Genomic DNA, 18,781 nt, shown 5'->3' on the forward strand with positions numbered 1-18,781 from the left:
GGTTAACTCTCGTTCTCAAACAGGTGCGAAAGACGTGAAAATCCTCGTTGATGAAAATATGCCCTATGCCCGCGAACTGTTCAGTCGTTTGGGGGAGGTCAAAGCGGTTCCTGGTCGTCCGATTCCCGTTGCCGAACTGGATGATGCGGATGCCTTAATGGTGCGCTCGGTGACGAAAGTCAATGAATCACTGCTCAGCGGAAAACCGGTTAAATTTGTCGGTACGGCAACCGCAGGCACGGACCATGTGGATGAAGCCTGGCTTGCGCAGTCGGGAATCGGTTTTTCCGCAGCGCCCGGATGTAATGCGATTGCGGTCGTAGAATATGTTTTTTCAGCGTTGCTGATGCTGGCGGAGCGCGACGGTTTTGCGTTACGCGATCGTACCGTGGGCATCGTCGGTGTTGGCAACGTGGGCGGACGTTTGCAGACGCGACTGGAAGCGCTGGGGATCCGTACCTTGCTGTGCGATCCGCCGCGGGCCGATCGCGGTGACGAGGGCGATTTCCTCTCGCTGGACGAACTGGTACAGCAGGCCGATGTACTGACTTTCCATACGCCGTTATTTAAAGACGGTCCGTACAAAACGCTGCACCTTGCGGATGACGCGCTGATTAGTCGACTGAAGCCGGGCACCATTCTGATCAACGCCTGCCGGGGGCCGGTTATCGACAATACGGCATTACTGAATCGGCTTAACGCCGGGCAGGCGCTGAGCGTGGTGTTGGATGTCTGGGAAGGCGAGCCGGATCTCAATGTGGCGTTGCTGGAGAAAGCCGATATCGGCACGGCGCACATTGCCGGGTATACCCTGGAAGGAAAAGCGCGTGGGACCACGCAGGTCTTTGAGGCCTATAGTAAGTTTATTGGCCGCGAACAGCACGTTGCGCTGAACACCCTGTTACCTGCGCCGGAATTTGGGCGTATCACGTTGCATGGCCCGTTAGATCAGCCAACGCTGAAAAGGCTGGCGCATTTAGTGTATGATGTGCGCCGCGATGATGCGCCGCTGCGTAAAGTCGCTGGAATTCCGGGTGAGTTTGATAAACTGCGTAAAAATTATCTTGAGCGCCGTGAATGGTCGTCTTTATACGTGATGTGTGACGACGCAACGGCTGCCGCCTTGCTGTGTAAGCTGGGTTTTAACGCGGTTCATCACCCGGCACATTAATGTCTTCTTAATGCTCCCTGTCGAATAATGCGACAGGGACGCTTATGTATTTCTGGAGTAAATCACCATGTCTGAAGGCTGGAACATTGCCATTCTGGGCGCAACGGGCGCCGTAGGCGAAGCCCTGCTCGATACGCTGGCTGAACGCCAGTTCCCGGTCGGTGAAATTTTTGCGCTGGCGCGTAACGAAAGCGCTGGTGAGCACCTGCGTTTTAACGGTAAATCGGTCATTGTTCAGGATGTTGCAGACTTTGACTGGACGCAGGCACAACTGGCATTTTTTGTTGCGGGCGCTGAGGCCACCGCTGCATGGGTGGAAGAAGCAACCAATGCCGGTTGCCTGGTTATCGACAGCAGTGGTCTGTTCGCACTTGAGCCTGACGTTCCGCTGGTGGTTCCGGACGTTAACCCGTTCGTGCTGGCAGATTACCGCAACCGCAATGTGATTGCAGTCCCTAATAGCCTGACCAGTCAACTGCTGTCTGCGTTGAAACCGCTGATTGATGACGGTGGTCTTTCACGTATTACGGTGACCAATATTCTGTCGGCCTCCGCGCACGGTAAAAAAGCGGTGGATGCGTTGGCAGGGCAAAGTGCGAAACTGCTCAATGGTATCCCGATTGACGAAGACGATTTCTTTGGTCGCCAGTTGGCATTCAATATGCTGCCGCTGCTGCCAGATCGCGAAGGTAGCGTGCGCGAAGAGCGTCGTATCGTCGATGAAGTGCGCAAAATTATGCAGGATGACGGTCTGCTTATCTCCGCTAGCATCGTACAGTCACCGGTATTCTACGGTCACGCGCAGATGGTGAATTTTGAAGCCCTGCGTCCGTTGGCGGCGGAAGAAGCGCGCGATGCGTTTTCTCGCGCTGAAGACGTGGTGTTGTCGGAAGAGACCGATTTCCCGACTCAGGTTGGCGATGCGTCTGGTACCCCACATCTTTCCATCGGCTGTGTACATAACGATTACGGTATGCCGGAGCAGGTTCAGTTCTGGTCCGTGGCAGACAACGTACGCTTTGGCGGCGCGTTGATGGCGGTGAAAATTGCGGAAAAACTGGTGCAGGAGTATCTGTACTAATGTCGGACCTGCAACAGCCGCTACCCCATAAAATTGCGCTGGGCATTGAGTATGACGGCAGCAAATATTATGGCTGGCAGCGCCAGAACGAAGTGCGTAGCGTTCAGGAAAAGCTGGAAAAAGCGCTTTCTCAGGTCGCGAATGAGCGTATCAATGTCTTTTGTGCGGGGCGCACGGATGCAGGCGTTCATGGCACAGGCCAGGTCGTACATTTTGAAACGCACGCTGTGCGTAAAGATGCCGCCTGGACGTTGGGCGTAAATGCGAATCTACCTGGTGACATCGCCGTGCGCTGGGTGAAAGCTGTACCTGATGATTTTCATGCCCGATTCAGCGCCACGGCTCGCCGTTATCGCTACATCATCTACAATCATCGGTTGCGCCCTGCGGTTTTGGGCAAAGGGGTAACCCATTACTATGAGCCGCTGGATGCTGAACGTATGCATCGTGCAGCCCAGTGTCTGATCGGCGAAAATGATTTTACCTCGTTTCGTGCGGTGCAGTGCCAGTCGCGCACGCCGTGGCGTAACGTGATGCACATAAACGTTGAACGTTTTGGCGCATATGTGGTGGTGGATATTAAAGCGAATGCCTTTGTACATCATATGGTCAGGAATATCGTCGGCAGCCTGATGGAAGTAGGCGCCAACAACCAGCCGGAGAGCTGGATAGCAGAACTGTTAGCGGCGAAGGACAGAACGCTGGCAGCGGCAACGGCGAAAGCGGAAGGACTGTATTTGGTCGCGGTAGATTACCCTGACCGGTTCGACCTGCCAAAACCGCCAATGGGCCCGCTATTTCTGGCGGACTAATTTGAGTCGTATAAAGGCAAAACTATGGATCTGATTTACTTTCTTATCGATTTTATTCTGCACATTGATGTGCACCTGGCGGAGCTGGTCGCGGAATACGGTATCTGGGTATACGCGATTCTGTTTCTGATCCTGTTCTGTGAAACCGGGCTGGTAGTGACGCCGTTCCTGCCGGGGGACTCGCTGCTGTTTGTTGCCGGCGCGCTTTCTGCGCTGCCAACTAACGATCTCAATGTTCATCTGATGGTGGCGTTGATGATTGTGGCTGCGATTGTCGGCGATGCGGTGAACTACACGATTGGCCGGTTGTTCGGTGAGAAACTCTTTAGTAACCCGAACTCCAAAATTTTTCGTCGCAGCTACCTGGATAAAACCCATGCGTTCTACGAGCGTCATGGCGGGAAAACGATTATCCTGGCGCGTTTCGTGCCTATCGTGCGTACATTTGCGCCATTTGTTGCCGGTATGGGACACATGTCCTACCGCCACTTTGCGATGTATAACGTTGTAGGCGCGCTGCTGTGGGTATTGCTGTTCACCTATGCAGGCTATCTGTTTGGCGATCTGCCAATAGTTCAGGAAAACCTGAAATTATTGATTGTGGCGATTATCGTCCTTTCCGTATTGCCGGGCGTGATAGAAGTGATTCGTCATAAACGGGCTGCGTCACGGGCTGCAAAATAGAAAGTAACTCAGCGGTTCGACCACTTTTTTATCCAAAGTTTCGGGCTGTTATGTTTTAATGTGCAACATTCATGGTCTGTTAGGGGCAAAAATGGCATTATGCGCCCCTTATAACAAAGCTGACTAGGGTTCAGGCAGAAAGGTCACCAATGAGCTGGATTGAACGAATTAAAAGCAACATTACTCCCACCCGCAAGGCAAGCATTCCTGAAGGGGTGTGGACCAAGTGTGATAGCTGCGGTCAGGTTTTATACCGTGCTGAGCTGGAACGTAATCTTGAGGTCTGTCCGAAGTGTGACCATCATATGCGCATGTCGGCGCGCAATCGCCTGCATAGCCTGTTAGATGAAGGTACTCTTGTGGAACTGGGTAGCGAACTTGAGCCGAAAGACGTGCTGAAGTTTCGTGACTCCAAAAAGTACAAAGACAGACTGGCCTCAGCACAGAAAGAAACCGGCGAGAAAGATGCGCTGGTGGTGATGAAAGGCACCCTTCACGGCATGCCGGTCGTTGCGGCTGCATTCGAGTTCGCGTTTATGGGCGGCTCCATGGGGTCTGTCGTTGGCGCGCGTTTTGTCCGTGCCGTTGAGCAGGCGCTGGAAGACAACTGCCCGCTGATCTGCTTCTCCGCTTCTGGCGGGGCGCGTATGCAGGAAGCGCTGATGTCTCTGATGCAAATGGCGAAAACGTCTGCTGCGCTGGCGAAAATGCAGGAACGCGGTTTACCGTACATTTCTGTACTGACCGACCCAACGATGGGCGGTGTTTCCGCAAGCTTCGCGATGCTGGGCGATCTCAACATTGCCGAACCGAAAGCGCTGATTGGCTTTGCGGGTCCGCGTGTTATTGAGCAAACCGTACGTGAGAAACTGCCGCCGGGATTCCAGCGCAGCGAGTTCCTGATTGAAAAAGGCGCTATCGATATGATCGTCCGCCGTCCGGAAATGCGCCTGAAACTGGCAAGCATTCTGGCGAAGCTGATGAATCTTCCGGCGCCGAATCCGGATGAGCCACGTGAAGGCGAAGTGGTACCTCCGGTACCCGATCAGGAATCAGAGGCCTGATAACTGAAAAGGGCAGGGCCACAGGCGCTGCCCTTTTGCTTTTCTCAACGTAAAGAATCTACAGGCATCATGGACAATAAACGTATTCCTCAAGCCGCGTCGCCTCTGGCGTCGTGGCTTTCTTATCTGGAAAACCTGCACAGTAAAACCATCGATCTGGGCCTCGAACGCGTCAGTCAGGTGGCGCGTAAACTGGACGTGTTGAAACCCGCGCCATTTGTCTTTACGGTGGCGGGAACCAACGGAAAAGGCACGACCTGCCGTACGCTGGAATCGGTGCTGACCGCAGCAGGTTATAAAGTCGGAGTATACAGTTCGCCGCATCTGGTGCGTTACACGGAACGCGTGCGCGTGCAGGGGGGGGAACTGCCGGAATCCGCGCATACTGCCTCGTTTGCTGAGATTGAAGACGCACGTGGCGATATTTCATTGACCTATTTTGAATACGGTACGCTATCGGCGCTCTGGTTGTTTAAACAGGCTCAGTTGGACGTAGTCATTCTGGAAGTGGGGTTAGGCGGTCGCCTTGACGCGACGAATATCGTCGATGCCGATGTTGCGGTCGTCACCAGTATTGCGCTTGATCATACCGACTGGCTGGGCCCGGATCGCGAGAGCATTGGTCGTGAGAAAGCGGGGATTTTCCGCGCAGAGAAACCGGCCATCGTTGGTGAACCTGAAATGCCATACACTATTGCGGATGTGGCGCAAGAGTGCGGGGCGATTTTGCAACGCTGTGGTGTGGACTGGCGCTATACGGTAACGGATAACGACTGGTCCTTTACGGACACTCACGGCACGTTGGCGCATCTGCCATTGCCACAGGTTCCACAACCGAACGCCGCGACCGCACTGGCTGCGCTGCGTGCCAGTGGTCTTGACGTCAGCGAGCAGGCAATTCGTGACGGAATCAAACAGGCGATTTTACCGGGGCGCTTCCAGATTGTGAGCGAGTCGCCGCGGGTGATTTTTGATGTTGCCCATAACCCGCATGCGGCGGAATATCTGACCGGACGTCTGAAAAAGTTAGTGAAAAGCGGGCGTGTACTTGCAGTTATCGGTATGCTACATGATAAAGATATTGCCGGTACGTTGGCCTGGTTAAAAAGCGTGGTCGATGCCTGGTACTGCGCGCCACTGGAAGGGCCGCGTGGCGCAACGGCAGCACAGCTGTTAGAACATCTGGGCAAAGGTGAAGCCTATGACAGCGTGGCGCAGGCATGGTCTGCGGCACTGGCCGAGGCGAAGCCAGAAGATACCGTGTTGGTGTGTGGATCGTTTCACACTGTCGCACATGTCATGGAAGTGATAGACGTGGGGAGAAGCGGTGGCGAGTAAGTTTCAGAATCGATTAGTTGGCACAATTGTGCTGGTCGCGCTTGGGGTGATTGTGCTCCCCGGGCTGCTTGACGGGCAAAAAAAACATTATCAGGATGAGTTTGCTGCGATCCCTCTGGTGCCCAAACCTGGCGATCGCGACGAGCCGGACATGATGCCTGCGGCAACGCAGGCGCTGCCAACGCAACCGCCTGAAGGGGCGGCAGAAGAGGTGCGCGCGGGCGATGCCGCCGCGCCATCGTTGGATCCGTCGCGTATGACAACGGCAAGTAGCGCGGAGTTAGATCCTGTCCCCGTACCTGTTGAACCGCCGAAACCTAAACCGAAGCCGCAACCCGTTGTCGCCACACCGGCGCCAACGCCTGCGCCAGCTCCAGCGCCGAAACCGGTCGCTGAAGAAGCGCCAGCCCCGACCGGCAAAGCGTATGTTGTGCAGCTCGGCGCGCTGAAAAATGCGGATAAGGTCAATGAGATCGTGGGTAAACTTCGTGGCGCGGGCTTCCGGGTATATACTTCCCCGTCAACGCCGGTACAGGGTAAAATAACCCGCATTCTCGTCGGCCCTGACGCCTCCAGAGATAAGCTGAAGAATTCGCTGGGCGAGCTACAGAAGATCTCCGGTCTGAGTGGGGTTGTGATGGGATATACCCCTAATTAAGGGGCTGTTTCATGCAGGCCGGATACGGTGTTTTCACCGTCTCCGGCCAGTGCCCGAAGAGGCATAAAACCGTATGGCGTTGAAGATTTTTTCAGCGCCATTTTTATTTACGCGTGGAAAGGAAATCCCTACGCAAACGTTTTCTTTTTCTGTTAGAATGCGCCCCGAACAGGACGACAGGGCGTAAAATCGTGGGACACTTATGGTCTGGATTGATTACGCCATTATCGCGGTGATTGGTTTTTCCTGTCTGGTTAGCCTGATCCGTGGCTTTGTTCGTGAAGCATTATCGTTGGTGACTTGGGGTTGTGCTTTCTTTGTCGCCAGCCATTACTACACTTACCTGTCTGTCTGGTTTACGGGCTTTGAAGACGAACTGGTTCGAAATGGGATTGCTATCGCGATACTGTTTATCGCGACACTTATCGTCGGCGCTATCGTTAACTTTGTGATAGGCCAACTGGTAGAGAAAACAGGTCTGTCGGGTACCGACAGGGTGTTGGGGATTTGCTTCGGTGCTCTGCGAGGAGCGCTGATCGTCGCCGCCATACTGTTCTTTCTCGATACGTTTACCGGTCTGTCGAAAAGTGAAGACTGGAGTAAGTCGCAGCTGATCCCGCAGTTCAGTTTCATCATCAGATGGTTCTTTGACTATCTGCAAAGCTCGTCAAGTTTCTTGCCCAAAGTATAAACTTTGGGTCGTTGCTGAACGAGGAAAAGACGTATGTGCGGTATTGTCGGTATCGCCGGTGTTATGCCGGTAAACCAGTCGATTTATGACGCGTTAACGGTGCTCCAGCATCGTGGTCAGGATGCTGCGGGCATCATCACTATTGATGCCAACAACTGCTTCCGCTTGCGTAAAGCAAACGGAATGGTGAGCGATATTTTTGAAGCGCGCCATATGCAGCGTTTGCAGGGCAATATGGGCATCGGTCATGTGCGTTACCCAACGGCTGGCAGCTCCAGCGCCTCCGAAGCTCAACCTTTTTACGTCAACTCACCGTATGGCATCACGCTTGCCCACAATGGCAACCTGACCAATGCGCATGAGCTGCGGAAAAAGCTGTTTGAAGAAAAGCGCCGCCACATCAATACCACTTCAGATTCTGAAATCCTGCTGAATATTTTCGCCAGCGAGCTGGATAACTTCCGCCATTATCCACTGGAAGCAGACAATATTTTTGCTGCCATTGCGGCAACCAACCGCCAGATCCGTGGCGCCTATGCCTGCGTGGCGATGATTATCGGCCACGGTATGGTCGCCTTCCGCGATCCTAACGGTATTCGCCCGCTGGTGCTGGGGAAACGTGATATCGGCGATGGTCGCACCGAGTATATGGTGGCTTCCGAGAGCGTGGCGCTGGATACGCTGGGCTTTGAATTCCTGCGCGACGTTGCGCCTGGCGAAGCGGTATACATCACCGAAAAAGGCCAGCTGTTTACCCGCCAGTGCGCCGATAACCCGGTCAGCAATCCGTGCCTGTTCGAATACGTTTACTTTGCGCGTCCTGACTCCTTTATCGACAAGATTTCCGTCTACAGCGCGCGTGTGAATATGGGAACTAAGCTCGGCGAAAAAATTGCCCGCGAGTGGGAAGATCTGGACATCGACGTGGTGATCCCGATTCCGGAAACCTCATGCGATATCGCGCTGGAAATCGCCCGTATTCTCGGCAAGCCGTATCGTCAGGGGTTTGTGAAAAACCGCTACGTAGGGCGTACCTTTATCATGCCGGGCCAGCAGCTGCGTCGTAAATCCGTGCGCCGTAAACTGAACGCCAACCGTGCGGAGTTCCGTGATAAGAACGTGCTACTGGTGGATGACTCTATTGTACGTGGCACCACTTCAGAACAGATTATCGAGATGGCGCGTGAAGCCGGAGCGAAGAAAGTGTATCTGGCCTCTGCCGCACCGGAAATCCGCTTCCCGAACGTTTATGGTATCGATATGCCGACGGCGACGGAGCTGATTGCCCACGGTCGCGAAGTGGACGAGATCCGCCAGATAATCGGCGCAGACGGGCTTATCTTCCAGGATCTCAACGATCTGATTGAAGCGGTCCGCGCTGAGAACCCGGATATTCAGCAGTTTGAATGTTCAGTGTTTAACGGCGTCTATGTCACCAAAGACGTTGACCAGCAGTATCTCGATTTCCTTGACTCCCTGCGTAATGACGATGCCAAAGCGATATTGCGTCAGAATGAAGCGGAAAACCTTGAGATGCACAACGAAGGTTAATGTTTGCTCGCAAGCAAGGGCGCAACCCGCACCCTTGCTTGCAACTCCCCGTAAATTCCTGCAAAGTCGGCCCTGAAGCAAGCAAGGGCGATTAAACATGAAACGACTCATCATTGGTATTTCTGGCGCAAGTGGAGCGATTTACGGCGTGCGCCTGCTGCAGGTTTTGCGTGACGTTACTGATGTGGAAACCCATCTGGTGATGAGCGCCGCTGCCCGGCAGACGCTGGCGCTGGAAACGGATCTCTCTGTACGCGACGTGCAGGCTCTGGCGAATGTGACTCACGATACGCGCGATATCGCCGCCAGTATATCGTCTGGCTCTTTTCAGACCGCCGGGATGGTTATCCTGCCCTGTTCAATTAAAACCCTTTCTGGCATCGTTCATAGCTATACCGATGGGCTGCTCACCCGTGCGGCTGACGTGGTATTGAAAGAACGTCGACCGCTGGTGCTGTGCGTGCGTGAAACGCCATTGCATCTGGGGCATTTGCGGCTGATGACGCAGGCGGCAGAAATTGGAGCGGTGATTATGCCGCCTGTCCCGGCGTTTTATCATCGCCCGCAAACGTTAGATGATGTGATTAATCAAACGGTTAATCGTGTCCTTGACCAGTTTGATATTTCCCTTCCTCAGGACCTCTTCACCCGCTGGCAAGGGGCGTAAGCCGTTCCATCAGCGTGCAAAGAAACATCCGTTGCCCTGTTTCAGGGCAATTTTGTAACCGCGATCATATCCTCAACATTTAATTCGTCAAAACTCAACGAAACGCTGCGTTTCAACCGTCAGACCTGCTATCTTCAAAATCAGGACAATATTGCAACGTTTTATTAACATATTTAACGTCGATTATCCTCAACGACGCGAAAATGGCATAAGACCTGCATGAAAAAGTCTGCAAACACAACACAACGTAAAACATAATAAAATTACGCCACTTGAGGGTTATGTATGAAGAAGACGGTTCTTGCTTTGTCTTTGCTGGTAGGACTTTCCGCAACCGCGGCCAGTTACGCAGCACTTCCGCAGACAGTTCGTATTGGTACAGATACCACCTACGCGCCTTTTTCCTCTAAAGATGCCAAGGGCGACTTTGTCGGCTTTGATATCGATTTAGGAAATGAGATGTGTAAACGCATGCAGATCAAATGTACCTGGGTTGCCAGCGACTTTGATGCGCTGATCCCGTCGCTGAAAGCGAAAAAAATTGATGCCATTATCTCCTCGCTTTCTATCACCGAGAAGCGCCAGCAAGAGATTGCCTTCTCAGACAAACTTTACGCCGCAGATTCTCGTTTGATCGCCGCGAAAGGTTCCCCGATTCAACCGACTCTGGACTCCCTCAAAGGTAAACACGTAGGCGTACTACAAGGCTCAACTCAGGAAGCCTATGCCAATGATAACTGGCGCAGCAAAGGCGTGGATGTGGTGGCCTATGCGAACCAGGACCTGATCTATTCTGACCTGACGGCGGGCCGTCTGGATGCGGCATTGCAGGATGAAGTCGCGGCCAGTGAAGGTTTCCTTAAACAGCCTGCAGGCAAAGACTACGCTTTTGCCGGTCCTTCAGTTAAAGATAAAAAATACTTTGGCGACGGAACCGGGATTGGCTTGCGCAAAGATGATGCGGAGCTGAAAGCGGCTTTCGATAAAGCGCTGGGCGAACTGCGCAAAGACGGCACCTACGACAAGATGGCGAGTAAGTATTTTAACTTTAATGTCTACGGCGATTAATTCATCGACGTGGGGAGTTGGCTGCACCATGGCGGGTAACCATTATGGTGCATCATAAATTCAGTGCACTGTTTTGGTGCCTTTATCGCTGACTTAATAAGCATGAGTGCATACTTAAGCGCTTTTCATGCAAATAAATACCGCCGACAAGGTAGAATGCTTTGCCTTGTCGGCCTGATTAATGGCACGATAACTGCACCTGGTCCTGTAAAGATCCCCTATAAAAGACAGTCTGTTGAGGATAGTTATGAAAAAACTGGTGTTGTCTCTTTCTCTGGTCCTGGCTTTCTCCAGTGCTACCGCAGCATTTGCAGCCATTCCGCAAAAAATTCGTATCGGCACCGATCCTACTTATGCGCCGTTCGAATCGAAAAATGCGCAGGGTGAATTAGTCGGTTTTGATATCGATCTGGCTAAAGAGCTATGCAAACGTATTAATACACAATGTACCTTCGTGGAAAACCCGCTGGACGCGCTGATCCCTTCGCTAAAAGCGAAGAAAATCGATGCGATTATGTCTTCGCTTTCCATTACTGAAAAACGTCAGCAGGAAATCGCGTTTACCGACAAACTTTATGCAGCCGACTCGCGTCTGGTTGTCGCTAAGGATTCTGCTATTCAGCCGACCATTGAGTCGCTGAAAGGCAAACGTGTCGGCGTGCTGCAGGGCACCACTCAGGAAACGTTCGGCAACGAACACTGGGCGCCAAAAGGTATTGAAATTGTCTCCTATCAGGGACAAGACAACATCTATTCTGACCTGACTGCCGGGCGTATTGACGCCGCATTCCAGGACGAAGTCGCTGCCAGCGAAGGCTTCCTGAAACAGCCAGTTGGTAAGGATTACAAATTCGGCGGCCCGTCTGTGAAAGACGAGAAATTGTTTGGCGTGGGTACCGGTATGGGGCTGCGTAAAGATGATAACGAGCTGCGCGAAGCACTGAATAAAGCCTTTGCGGAGATGCGCGCTGACGGCACTTACGAGAAGCTGGCTAAAAAGTACTTCGATTTTGATGTTTATGGCGGTTAATCACCGCAGGTGCTGATAAAGCCCGTAGATTTTTGACGCGTTGAATTTATGCCTGATGGCGCTGCGCTCATCCGGCCTACATTGATTTTGTAGGCCGGATAAGGCAACGCCGCCATCCGGCATTTAACGGTGAGTCTGAAATCAAAAGAGGCTTATTACTCCACCACACACGACAGGACAGGCAGCATGTTGTATGGCTTTTCAGGTGTTATTTTACAGGGCGCAATTGTTACGCTTGAGCTGGCTCTCAGCTCAGTGGTGCTGGCGGTTCTGATAGGCCTTGTCGGCGCGGCAGCAAAACTGTCGCAAAGCCGGGCGTTGGGGCTTATTTTCGAAGCGTACACCACGCTTATCCGCGGCGTGCCCGATCTGGTCTTAATGTTGCTCATCTTCTATGGATTACAAATCGCGCTGAATACCATTACCGATGCAATGGGGGTCAGCCAGATTGATATCGATCCGATGGTAGCAGGGATAATCACGCTCGGATTTATCTACGGGGCTTACTTTACCGAAACGTTCCGCGGCGCGTTTATGGCTGTGCCCAAAGGCCATATTGAAGCTGCGACGGCATTCGGCTTTACCAGTTCACAAATATTTCGCCGCATTATGTTCCCGGCGATGATGCGCTATGCCTTACCGGGAATTGGTAATAACTGGCAGGTTATTCTCAAAGCCACGGCGTTGGTATCGCTGCTCGGTCTGGAAGATGTGGTGAAAGCCACTCAGCTTGCCGGGAAGAGCACCTGGGAGCCGTTCTATTTTGCCGTGGTGTGCGGGGTCATCTATCTGGTGTTTACCACAGTTTCTAATGGTGTGCTGCTGTACCTTGAGCGCCGTTACTCCGTGGGTGTGAAGAGGGCTGACCTGTGATTGAGATAATTCAGGAGTACTGGAAATCCTTGCTGTGGACGGACGGTTACCGCTTTACCGGTGTGGCAATTACTTTGTGGTTGTTGATCTCGTCGGTGGTGATGGGCGGCATACTGGCGCTGTTTTTGGCGATTGGTCGCGTTTCCAGCAATAAATTTATCCAGTTCCCGATCTGGTTATTTACCTATGTTTTTCGTGGCACGCCGCTGTATGTACAGCTGCTGGTGTTTTATTCCGGGATGTATACGCTGGAGATAGTCAAAGGAACGGACTTCCTCAACGCGTTTTTCCGCAGCGGATTGAATTGCACCGTACTGGCGTTGACGCTGAATACCTGCGCCTATACGACGGAGATTTTCGCCGGGGCGATTCGTTCTGTGCCACACGGTGAGATTGAAGCCGCGCGCGCTTACGGTTTCTCGTCATTCAAACTGTATCGCTGCATAATTTTGCCTTCCGCGCTGCGTATTGCGCTGCCGGCATACAGCAATGAAGTGATTTTAATGCTGCACTCCACGGCGCTGGCGTTTACCGCCACGGTGCCTGATTTGTTGAAAATCGCCCGCGATATCAACTCGGCAACGTATCAACCGTTTACCGCTTTCGGTATTGCCGCGGTGCTGTATTTGATTATTTCGTATGTCCTGATCAGTCTGTTCCGTAAAGCGGAAAAACGCTGGTTGCAGCATGTATCCTCTAAATAATTCGAGTAACACGATGTCTGAGAATAAATTAAACGTTATCGATTTACATAAGCACTACGGCGAACATGAAGTGCTGAAAGGGGTATCGCTGCAAGCTAATGCGGGTGATGTTATCAGTATTATCGGTTCGTCAGGTTCCGGTAAAAGTACCTTTCTGCGCTGCATTAACTTTCTTGAAAAACCGAGCGCTGGTTCTATTGTCGTCAGTGGGCAGAACATTGGACTGGTGCGTGACAAAGACGGCCAGCTCAAGGTTGCGGACAAAAATCAACTGCGTTTGCTGCGCACAAGACTAACCATGGTCTTTCAGCACTTTAATCTGTGGAGCCACATGACGGTGCTGGAAAACGTCATGGAAGCGCCGATTCAGGTATTAGGATTGAGCAAGCAGGAAGCCCGCGCACGCGCGGTGAAGTATCTGGCTAAAGTGGGCATTGATGAGCGAGCGCAGGGTAAATATCCGGTGCATTTGTCTGGTGGTCAGCAGCAGCGCGTTTCTATTGCGCGAGCGCTGGCGATGGAACCGGAGGTGTTGCTGTTTGATGAACCCACCTCGGCGCTTGACCCAGAGCTGGTCGGCGAAGTGCTGCGCATTATGCAGCAACTGGCCGAAGAAGGGAAAACCATGGTGGTCGTGACCCATGAAATGGGGTTTGCCCGAAATGTCTCCACGCATGTGATCTTTCTGCATCAGGGGAAAATTGAAGAAGAGGGCGACCCGGAGCAGGTATTCGGCAACCCGCAAAGCCCACGCTTGCAGCAGTTCCTCAAAGGATCGCTGAAGTAATTCAGTTGCCCGGAGGCGCTATGCTTTCCGGGCCTACCGCTTTAACGCATCGCACTCCAGGCGATAAACCCAGTCGTCGTGCGCTACCCCATTAATTTCATACGCTTTTTCCAGCACCTGCGTTCGTACAAAGCCCGTCTTTTCCAGAACACGTATCGACCCCTTATTCTCTGCCAGCACGTAAGCATTTATCGCCGTGACGCCAGCCTGCTCCAGGGCATACTGACACACCGCGCGCACGGCTTCGCTGGCAATACCTTTCCCCTGCGCATGCGGCATGAGGGCGTAACCGAGGTCGGCCTCATGCGGATAAAGATGACTGATTTGCAGACCAATATCGCCGAGCGGCGTCGGGTTGTTATGCTCGCGAATAACAAATGTGTGCTGTGCGGCAAGGCGTCTGGCGAATAACAGACGCGTATCCTTTGCTGGGGCGATGTCGCCCATATAGCGCATGACTTCAGGGCTTTCACGCAGTCTCTGGAAAAATGACCAGTCAGAAAATTGAAACAAAGAGAGGGTAAGACGGGGAGTCGATATTTTTGCCATAACGTCGCCATTGCGGAAGTCAGATCTATAACCTTACCATCGCAACGGCGAATGTGAATAGCGCTTAGCAACTATCGGATAACATCCGCTAGCGCCTCTTCTAAATCGTACCAGCGAAACGCGAAACCGGACGCTTCCAGGCGTTTGGGTAACGCCCGCTGTCCGCCGAGAACCAGCACGGAAGATTCGCCCATCAGTAGACGTATTACGCTGGCGGGAACGCGCAGAATGGCTGGGCGGTTTAATGCATGACCCAGTGCGTGGGCAAACTGCTCATTGTGTACCGGGTACGGTGAAACCATATTGAAGGGGCCACGCAGATCGTTATCCAGCAGCCAGATAATGCCGTTGACCATATCATCAATATGGATCCAGGCCAGATACTGGCGTCCGTTACCAATCGGGCCGCCTAAACCAAGACGGAATGGCGGGACCATTTTCCCCAGAATCCCGCCAGCAGAGGCCAATACCACACCGGTACGCAACATACACACGCGGGTTTTGTCACTTTGCGCGGTGCTGGCAATTTGCTCCCAGCGGGCGCACAGCTTATGAGTAAATTCGTTATGCGGCGGCTCTTCTTCCGTGACGACAACTTCGCCCAGATCGCCGTAGTAACCGGTAGCGGAACCGGATATTAACACCGTGGGCGGCGTTTCGCTGGCGTTGATTAAATCGACCAGTTTCTGCGTGATGCCCCAACGACTCTGGCACAGGCGCTCCTTTTGCTCAGCGCTCCAGCGCTTATCAGCAATAGGCTCTCCGGCAAGGTTAATCACGGCATCAATGCCATCAAGATTTTGCTGCTCTGCCAGCCCCTTCCATAACGTGACCCGAGAGTCGAGAATCTGACGCGCCTTATCAGGGGTACGTGTCACTACGGTTATCTGATGCCCCAGTTCGAGCAGGCGGGGGATCAGATGACGTCCAATCAGGCCAGTACCGCCGGTAATCAGAATCTGCATGTCGCCTCCCGGGTTACGTTTAGCGCTGCCAGCTCAGCGTCATGGATACTGAGTCGGCATAACGCAATGCGTGAAGTTTATCGATCTCCACTTCAGCATAAGTGACCCAGTGATGTTCGCGTGCGATATCGAGCACATCTTGAGTTAATTTTTCTAATAGTGAGAAGCGGTTACTCTCCACGTGCGCAATGATGCTTTTGGTGATAGTGCGATAATTCAGCGCGTCGTTGATATCTTCGCTGATACGGGCTTTGTCTGCCGGATAATGAATGGCAATGTTGATGACGATATCCTGGCGGTTAAGGATCTCCTCTTCTTTGATGCCGATAAAGGTGCGCAGACGAAGGTTTTTTATACGAATAATCGCGTCAGGTTGTGACATTGCAGGTTTCCTCCATGTATGAACCTATTCATGATACACGAGAATCGAACCGTGTTACCGCTTCTCACTCTGCGCTTGCTGCATGGCGCGTTCTGTAGCGGGCCGCGTACGGATGCGCTCATGCCAGTTATTAACCGCCGGGTAATTGTCGAGGTCGATACGCTGACGCTGGTGGGCATGAATCCATGGCCAGCAGGCTATGTCCGCAATGCTGTAGTGATCGCCCCCCAGCCAGGGGGAGGTTTCCAGACGTTTATTCATCACGTTGTACAGGCGCTGGGTTTCAACCTGGTATCTTTCAATGGCGTAGGGAATAGTCTGCGGGGCGTAATGACTGAAATGGTGATTCTGACCGAGCATGGGGCCCAGGCCGCTGACCTGCCAGAACAGCCATTGCAGCGTGGTGTGGCGCTCACGCAACTCACCGCTCAGCAGCTTGCCGCTCTTTTCCGCCAGATAGAGTAAAATTTCTCCGGACTCAAACAGGCTGATCGGGCTTCCACCATCCTGCGGCGCATTGTCGATAATGGCCGGGATTTTATTGTTCGGCGAGATCTGCAGAAAATCAGGACGAAACTGGCTACCTTTGCTGATATCGACATGAATCAGACGGTATTGCAGCTGCGCTTCTTCAAGAAACAGCGTGATTTTGTGACCGTTTGGCGATGGTGTGTAATAGAGATCGATCATTTTCAGCGTCCGTTTTGTCATGAACCGGGTCATTACAAGTATAGAGCCTGTTGGCGTGCGTGAGTTTTCATCAAGTGACAGCGAGAGAAAGACTCTATATTTTGAAGGCAAGCCAATACACTTCAGAGGACGTTATGAGTAAACCTGCAATTACGCTGTGGTCAGATGCCAATTTTTTCTCCCCTTACGTGCTGTCTGTTTATGTCGCTCTGCAAGAGAAAGGGCTACCTTTTACGCTGAAAACTGTTGATCTCAACAGCGGTGAACACTTGCAACCTTCATGGCAAGGTTATGCGTTGACGCGCCGCGTGCCGGTCCTGCAGATTGACGATTTCGAGCTGAGCGAATCATCAGCAATTACTGAGTTTCTGGAAGAGAGCTTTGCCCCGCCGCAGTGGGAGCGCATCTACCCACACGATGTGCAAAAGCGCGCACGGGCTCGCCAGGTGCAGGCGTGGATCCGCAGCGATCTGATGCCTATTCGTGAAGAGCGCTCAACGGATGTGGTTTTTGCTGGCGTGAAAAAAGCGCCGCTGAGCGACGCCGGAAAAGCCAGTGCGGAAAAACTGTTTGCCACTGTGAGCAGTTTATTGAGCCATGGTAAACAGAATTTATTTGGCGAATGGTGTATCGCTGATTGCGATTTAGCGCTAATGCTTAATCGTCTGGTCCTTAACGGCGATGAGGTGCCAGAAGCGCTTGCGGAATACGCCACCTTCCAGTGGCAGCGCGCTTCAGTTCAGCGTTTTATCGCGCTTTCAGCGAAGCGTTCCTGCTGACCATCGGAGCGTAATCCAGTATCATTACAAGGTAATTTTCAACGAGGAGTGAGTGATGAAACTGATGTTCGCATCGGACATTCATGGTTCGTTGCCAGCCACGGAACGCGTACTCGAACTGTTTAGCACAAGCGGTGCGCAATGGCTGGTGATATTGGGTGATGTTTTAAATCACGGACCGCGTAATGCGTTGCCGGAAGGCTATGCGCCCGCGCAGGTTGCAGAGCGGTTGAATGAACTGGCAGCGCGGATTATTGCGGTGCGTGGCAATTGCGACAGCGAAGTGGATCAGATGCTCCTGCATTTTCCGATAACCGCGCCGTGGCAGCAAATTCTGACAGAAAACCAGCGACTCTTTTTGACGCACGGGCATCTTTTTGGCCCGCAAAATATGCCAGCGCTCAGCGCGGGAGATGTACTGGTTTATGGCCATACTCATCTGCCGGTTGCCGAGTTGCAAGGGGATGTCTATCACTTTAACCCTGGCTCGGTAAGCATCCCGAAAGGAGGCTTTGCGGCAAGCTACGGGATTCTGGATGATAATGTCCTCAGCGTAATGGCACTCAATGATCAAAGTGTTATTGCGCAGATCGAGATTAATCCGTAATTTACCCCACAAACATAAACGCGCCGTAAGAGCGCCAGAAAAAAGAAGGTTTCCTGATGGTGGAACAGCGTCGTTTGGCAAGTACGGAATGGGTGGATATTGTGAATGAAGACAACGAAGTCATCGCACAGTCCAGCCGGGAACAAATGCGGGCGCAGCGCTTACGCCATCGTGCGACGTATATCGTGGTGCACGATGGTATGGGTAAAATTCTGGTTCAGCGTAGGACTGAGACAAAAGATTTTTTGCCCGGCATGCTGGATGCCACCGCTGGCGGTGTTGTTCAGGCTGACGAGCAGCTACTGGACTCAGCGCGCCGTGAAGCGGAAGAGGAGTTGGGGATTGCGGGTGTGCCGTTTGCCGAGCACGGTCAGTTTTATTTTGAAGACCAGAACTGTCGCGTCTGGGGCGGGCTGTTTAGCTGCGTTTCCCACGGGCCGTTTGCGCTTCAGGAAGAAGAGGTCAGTGAAGTTTGCTGGCTGACGCCGGAAGAAATCACCGCACGCTGCGACGAATTTACGCCGGACTCACTGAAAGCGCTGGCGCTGTGGATGACCCGCAACGCCAAGAATGAAGGGGCGAAAGCCGAAAAGCAGGAAGAAGCCGAGTAACGTCTGCTCATCCGGCCTA

General features: G+C 52.8%; 22 protein-coding genes. 18 read left to right on the forward strand and 4 right to left on the reverse strand.

Annotated elements, in window-relative coordinates:
• Window positions 1-34: 34 nt before the first annotated feature.
• The 15 genes from pdxB to hisP all read left to right on the forward strand — a co-directional run bounded on the left by pdxB (window position 35) and on the right by hisP (window position 14,179).
• On the forward strand, window positions 35-1,171 hold the full coding sequence (gene pdxB, locus AC534G_RS07850; RefSeq protein ID WP_110497327.1) for a 4-phosphoerythronate dehydrogenase PdxB: 1,137 nt from the start codon (window positions 35-37) through the stop codon (window positions 1,169-1,171).
• Between the two features lie 67 nt (window positions 1,172-1,238).
• Window positions 1,239-2,252 (forward strand): aspartate-semialdehyde dehydrogenase, encoded by a 1,014-nt coding sequence (locus tag AC534G_RS07855; RefSeq protein ID WP_038642349.1) that lies wholly within the window; start codon window positions 1,239-1,241, stop codon window positions 2,250-2,252.
• Window positions 2,252-3,064: a tRNA pseudouridine(38-40) synthase TruA gene (gene truA, locus AC534G_RS07860; RefSeq protein WP_038642347.1), complete on the forward strand. Its 813-nt coding sequence runs from the start codon at window positions 2,252-2,254 to the stop codon at window positions 3,062-3,064. The genes AC534G_RS07855 and truA overlap by 1 nt, the downstream gene beginning before the upstream one ends.
• Window positions 3,065-3,088: 24 nt before the next feature.
• Window positions 3,089-3,748: a DedA family protein gene (locus AC534G_RS07865; protein WP_003028140.1), complete on the forward strand. Its 660-nt coding sequence runs from the start codon at window positions 3,089-3,091 to the stop codon at window positions 3,746-3,748.
• Between the two features lie 149 nt (window positions 3,749-3,897).
• The gene (gene accD / locus AC534G_RS07870; RefSeq protein WP_006683629.1) at window positions 3,898-4,812 is read left to right on the forward strand and encodes an acetyl-CoA carboxylase, carboxyltransferase subunit beta; all 915 of its coding nucleotides are present in this window, start codon (window positions 3,898-3,900) and stop codon (window positions 4,810-4,812) included.
• Window positions 4,813-4,881: 69 nt separating this feature from the next.
• Window positions 4,882-6,150 carry a bifunctional tetrahydrofolate synthase/dihydrofolate synthase gene (folC, locus tag AC534G_RS07875; RefSeq protein ID WP_110497329.1) on the forward strand — a complete coding sequence of 423 codons (1,269 nt, stop codon included), beginning with the start codon at window positions 4,882-4,884 and terminating at the stop codon, window positions 6,148-6,150.
• Window positions 6,140-6,808 carry a cell division protein DedD gene (gene dedD / locus AC534G_RS07880; RefSeq protein WP_038642341.1) on the forward strand — a complete coding sequence of 223 codons (669 nt, stop codon included), beginning with the start codon at window positions 6,140-6,142 and terminating at the stop codon, window positions 6,806-6,808. The genes folC and dedD overlap by 11 nt, the downstream gene beginning before the upstream one ends.
• Before the next feature lie 202 nt (window positions 6,809-7,010).
• Entirely contained in the window at window positions 7,011-7,499 is a 489-nt protein-coding gene (gene cvpA / locus AC534G_RS07885; protein ID WP_005129678.1) for a colicin V production protein, read from the forward strand.
• Window positions 7,500-7,532: 33 nt separating this feature from the next.
• Window positions 7,533-9,050 (forward strand): amidophosphoribosyltransferase, encoded by a 1,518-nt coding sequence (gene purF, locus AC534G_RS07890; protein WP_005129677.1) that lies wholly within the window; start codon window positions 7,533-7,535, stop codon window positions 9,048-9,050.
• 97 nt (window positions 9,051-9,147) lie between these two features.
• The gene (locus tag AC534G_RS07895) at window positions 9,148-9,717 is read left to right on the forward strand and encodes a UbiX family flavin prenyltransferase (protein WP_038642336.1); all 570 of its coding nucleotides are present in this window, start codon (window positions 9,148-9,150) and stop codon (window positions 9,715-9,717) included.
• Between the two features lie 285 nt (window positions 9,718-10,002).
• Window positions 10,003-10,785, forward strand: a complete 783-nt coding sequence (gene argT / locus AC534G_RS07900) for a lysine/arginine/ornithine ABC transporter substrate-binding protein ArgT (RefSeq protein ID WP_006683634.1) — start codon at window positions 10,003-10,005, stop codon at window positions 10,783-10,785.
• Window positions 10,786-11,032: 247 nt separating this feature from the next.
• A complete protein-coding gene (hisJ, locus tag AC534G_RS07905) occupies window positions 11,033-11,815 on the forward strand; it encodes a histidine ABC transporter substrate-binding protein HisJ (protein WP_003028120.1) in 783 nt (260 codons plus the stop codon).
• Between the two features lie 186 nt (window positions 11,816-12,001).
• The gene (locus AC534G_RS07910) at window positions 12,002-12,688 is read left to right on the forward strand and encodes a histidine ABC transporter permease HisQ (RefSeq protein ID WP_038642334.1); all 687 of its coding nucleotides are present in this window, start codon (window positions 12,002-12,004) and stop codon (window positions 12,686-12,688) included.
• Window positions 12,685-13,392 carry a histidine ABC transporter permease HisM gene (gene hisM / locus AC534G_RS07915; protein ID WP_038642332.1) on the forward strand — a complete coding sequence of 236 codons (708 nt, stop codon included), beginning with the start codon at window positions 12,685-12,687 and terminating at the stop codon, window positions 13,390-13,392. Before AC534G_RS07910 ends, hisM begins: the two co-directional genes overlap by 4 nt.
• A gap of 13 nt (window positions 13,393-13,405) precedes the next feature.
• Entirely contained in the window at window positions 13,406-14,179 is a 774-nt protein-coding gene (gene hisP, locus AC534G_RS07920) for a histidine ABC transporter ATP-binding protein HisP (protein WP_038642330.1), read from the forward strand.
• Between the two features lie 33 nt (window positions 14,180-14,212).
• Here hisP and AC534G_RS07925 read toward each other — a convergent pair whose 3' ends face one another.
• The 4 genes from AC534G_RS07925 to yfcG form a co-directional block, all read right to left on the reverse strand.
• Window positions 14,213-14,728, reverse strand: coding sequence for a GNAT family N-acetyltransferase (locus AC534G_RS07925; RefSeq protein WP_074458484.1), 516 nt, complete (start codon window positions 14,726-14,728; stop codon window positions 14,213-14,215).
• A 71-nt stretch (window positions 14,729-14,799) separates the two neighbouring features.
• Window positions 14,800-15,693: a TIGR01777 family oxidoreductase gene (locus AC534G_RS07930; RefSeq protein ID WP_110497331.1), complete on the reverse strand. Its 894-nt coding sequence runs from the start codon at window positions 15,691-15,693 to the stop codon at window positions 14,800-14,802.
• Window positions 15,694-15,712: 19 nt separating this feature from the next.
• Window positions 15,713-16,075 carry a dihydroneopterin triphosphate 2'-epimerase gene (folX, locus tag AC534G_RS07935; protein ID WP_038642324.1) on the reverse strand — a complete coding sequence of 121 codons (363 nt, stop codon included), beginning with the start codon at window positions 16,073-16,075 and terminating at the stop codon, window positions 15,713-15,715.
• Between the two features lie 54 nt (window positions 16,076-16,129).
• The gene (yfcG, locus tag AC534G_RS07940) at window positions 16,130-16,765 is read right to left on the reverse strand and encodes a GSH-dependent disulfide bond oxidoreductase (protein WP_069323632.1); all 636 of its coding nucleotides are present in this window, start codon (window positions 16,763-16,765) and stop codon (window positions 16,130-16,132) included.
• A 134-nt stretch (window positions 16,766-16,899) separates the two neighbouring features.
• Between yfcG and yfcF the strand changes: the two genes are divergently transcribed.
• The 3 genes from yfcF to yfcD are packed head-to-tail and all read left to right on the forward strand — an operon-like array spanning window position 16,900 to window position 18,762.
• Window positions 16,900-17,544, forward strand: coding sequence for a glutathione transferase (gene yfcF / locus AC534G_RS07945; RefSeq protein WP_110497333.1), 645 nt, complete (start codon window positions 16,900-16,902; stop codon window positions 17,542-17,544).
• A 55-nt stretch (window positions 17,545-17,599) separates the two neighbouring features.
• A complete protein-coding gene (yfcE, locus tag AC534G_RS07950) occupies window positions 17,600-18,151 on the forward strand; it encodes a phosphodiesterase (RefSeq protein WP_085047812.1) in 552 nt (183 codons plus the stop codon).
• Between the two features lie 56 nt (window positions 18,152-18,207).
• Window positions 18,208-18,762 carry an NUDIX hydrolase YfcD gene (yfcD, locus tag AC534G_RS07955; protein ID WP_006683645.1) on the forward strand — a complete coding sequence of 185 codons (555 nt, stop codon included), beginning with the start codon at window positions 18,208-18,210 and terminating at the stop codon, window positions 18,760-18,762.
• Window positions 18,763-18,781: the final 19 nt, after the last annotated feature.

It is taken from the genome of Citrobacter sp. CRE-46 (assembly GCF_059615875.1).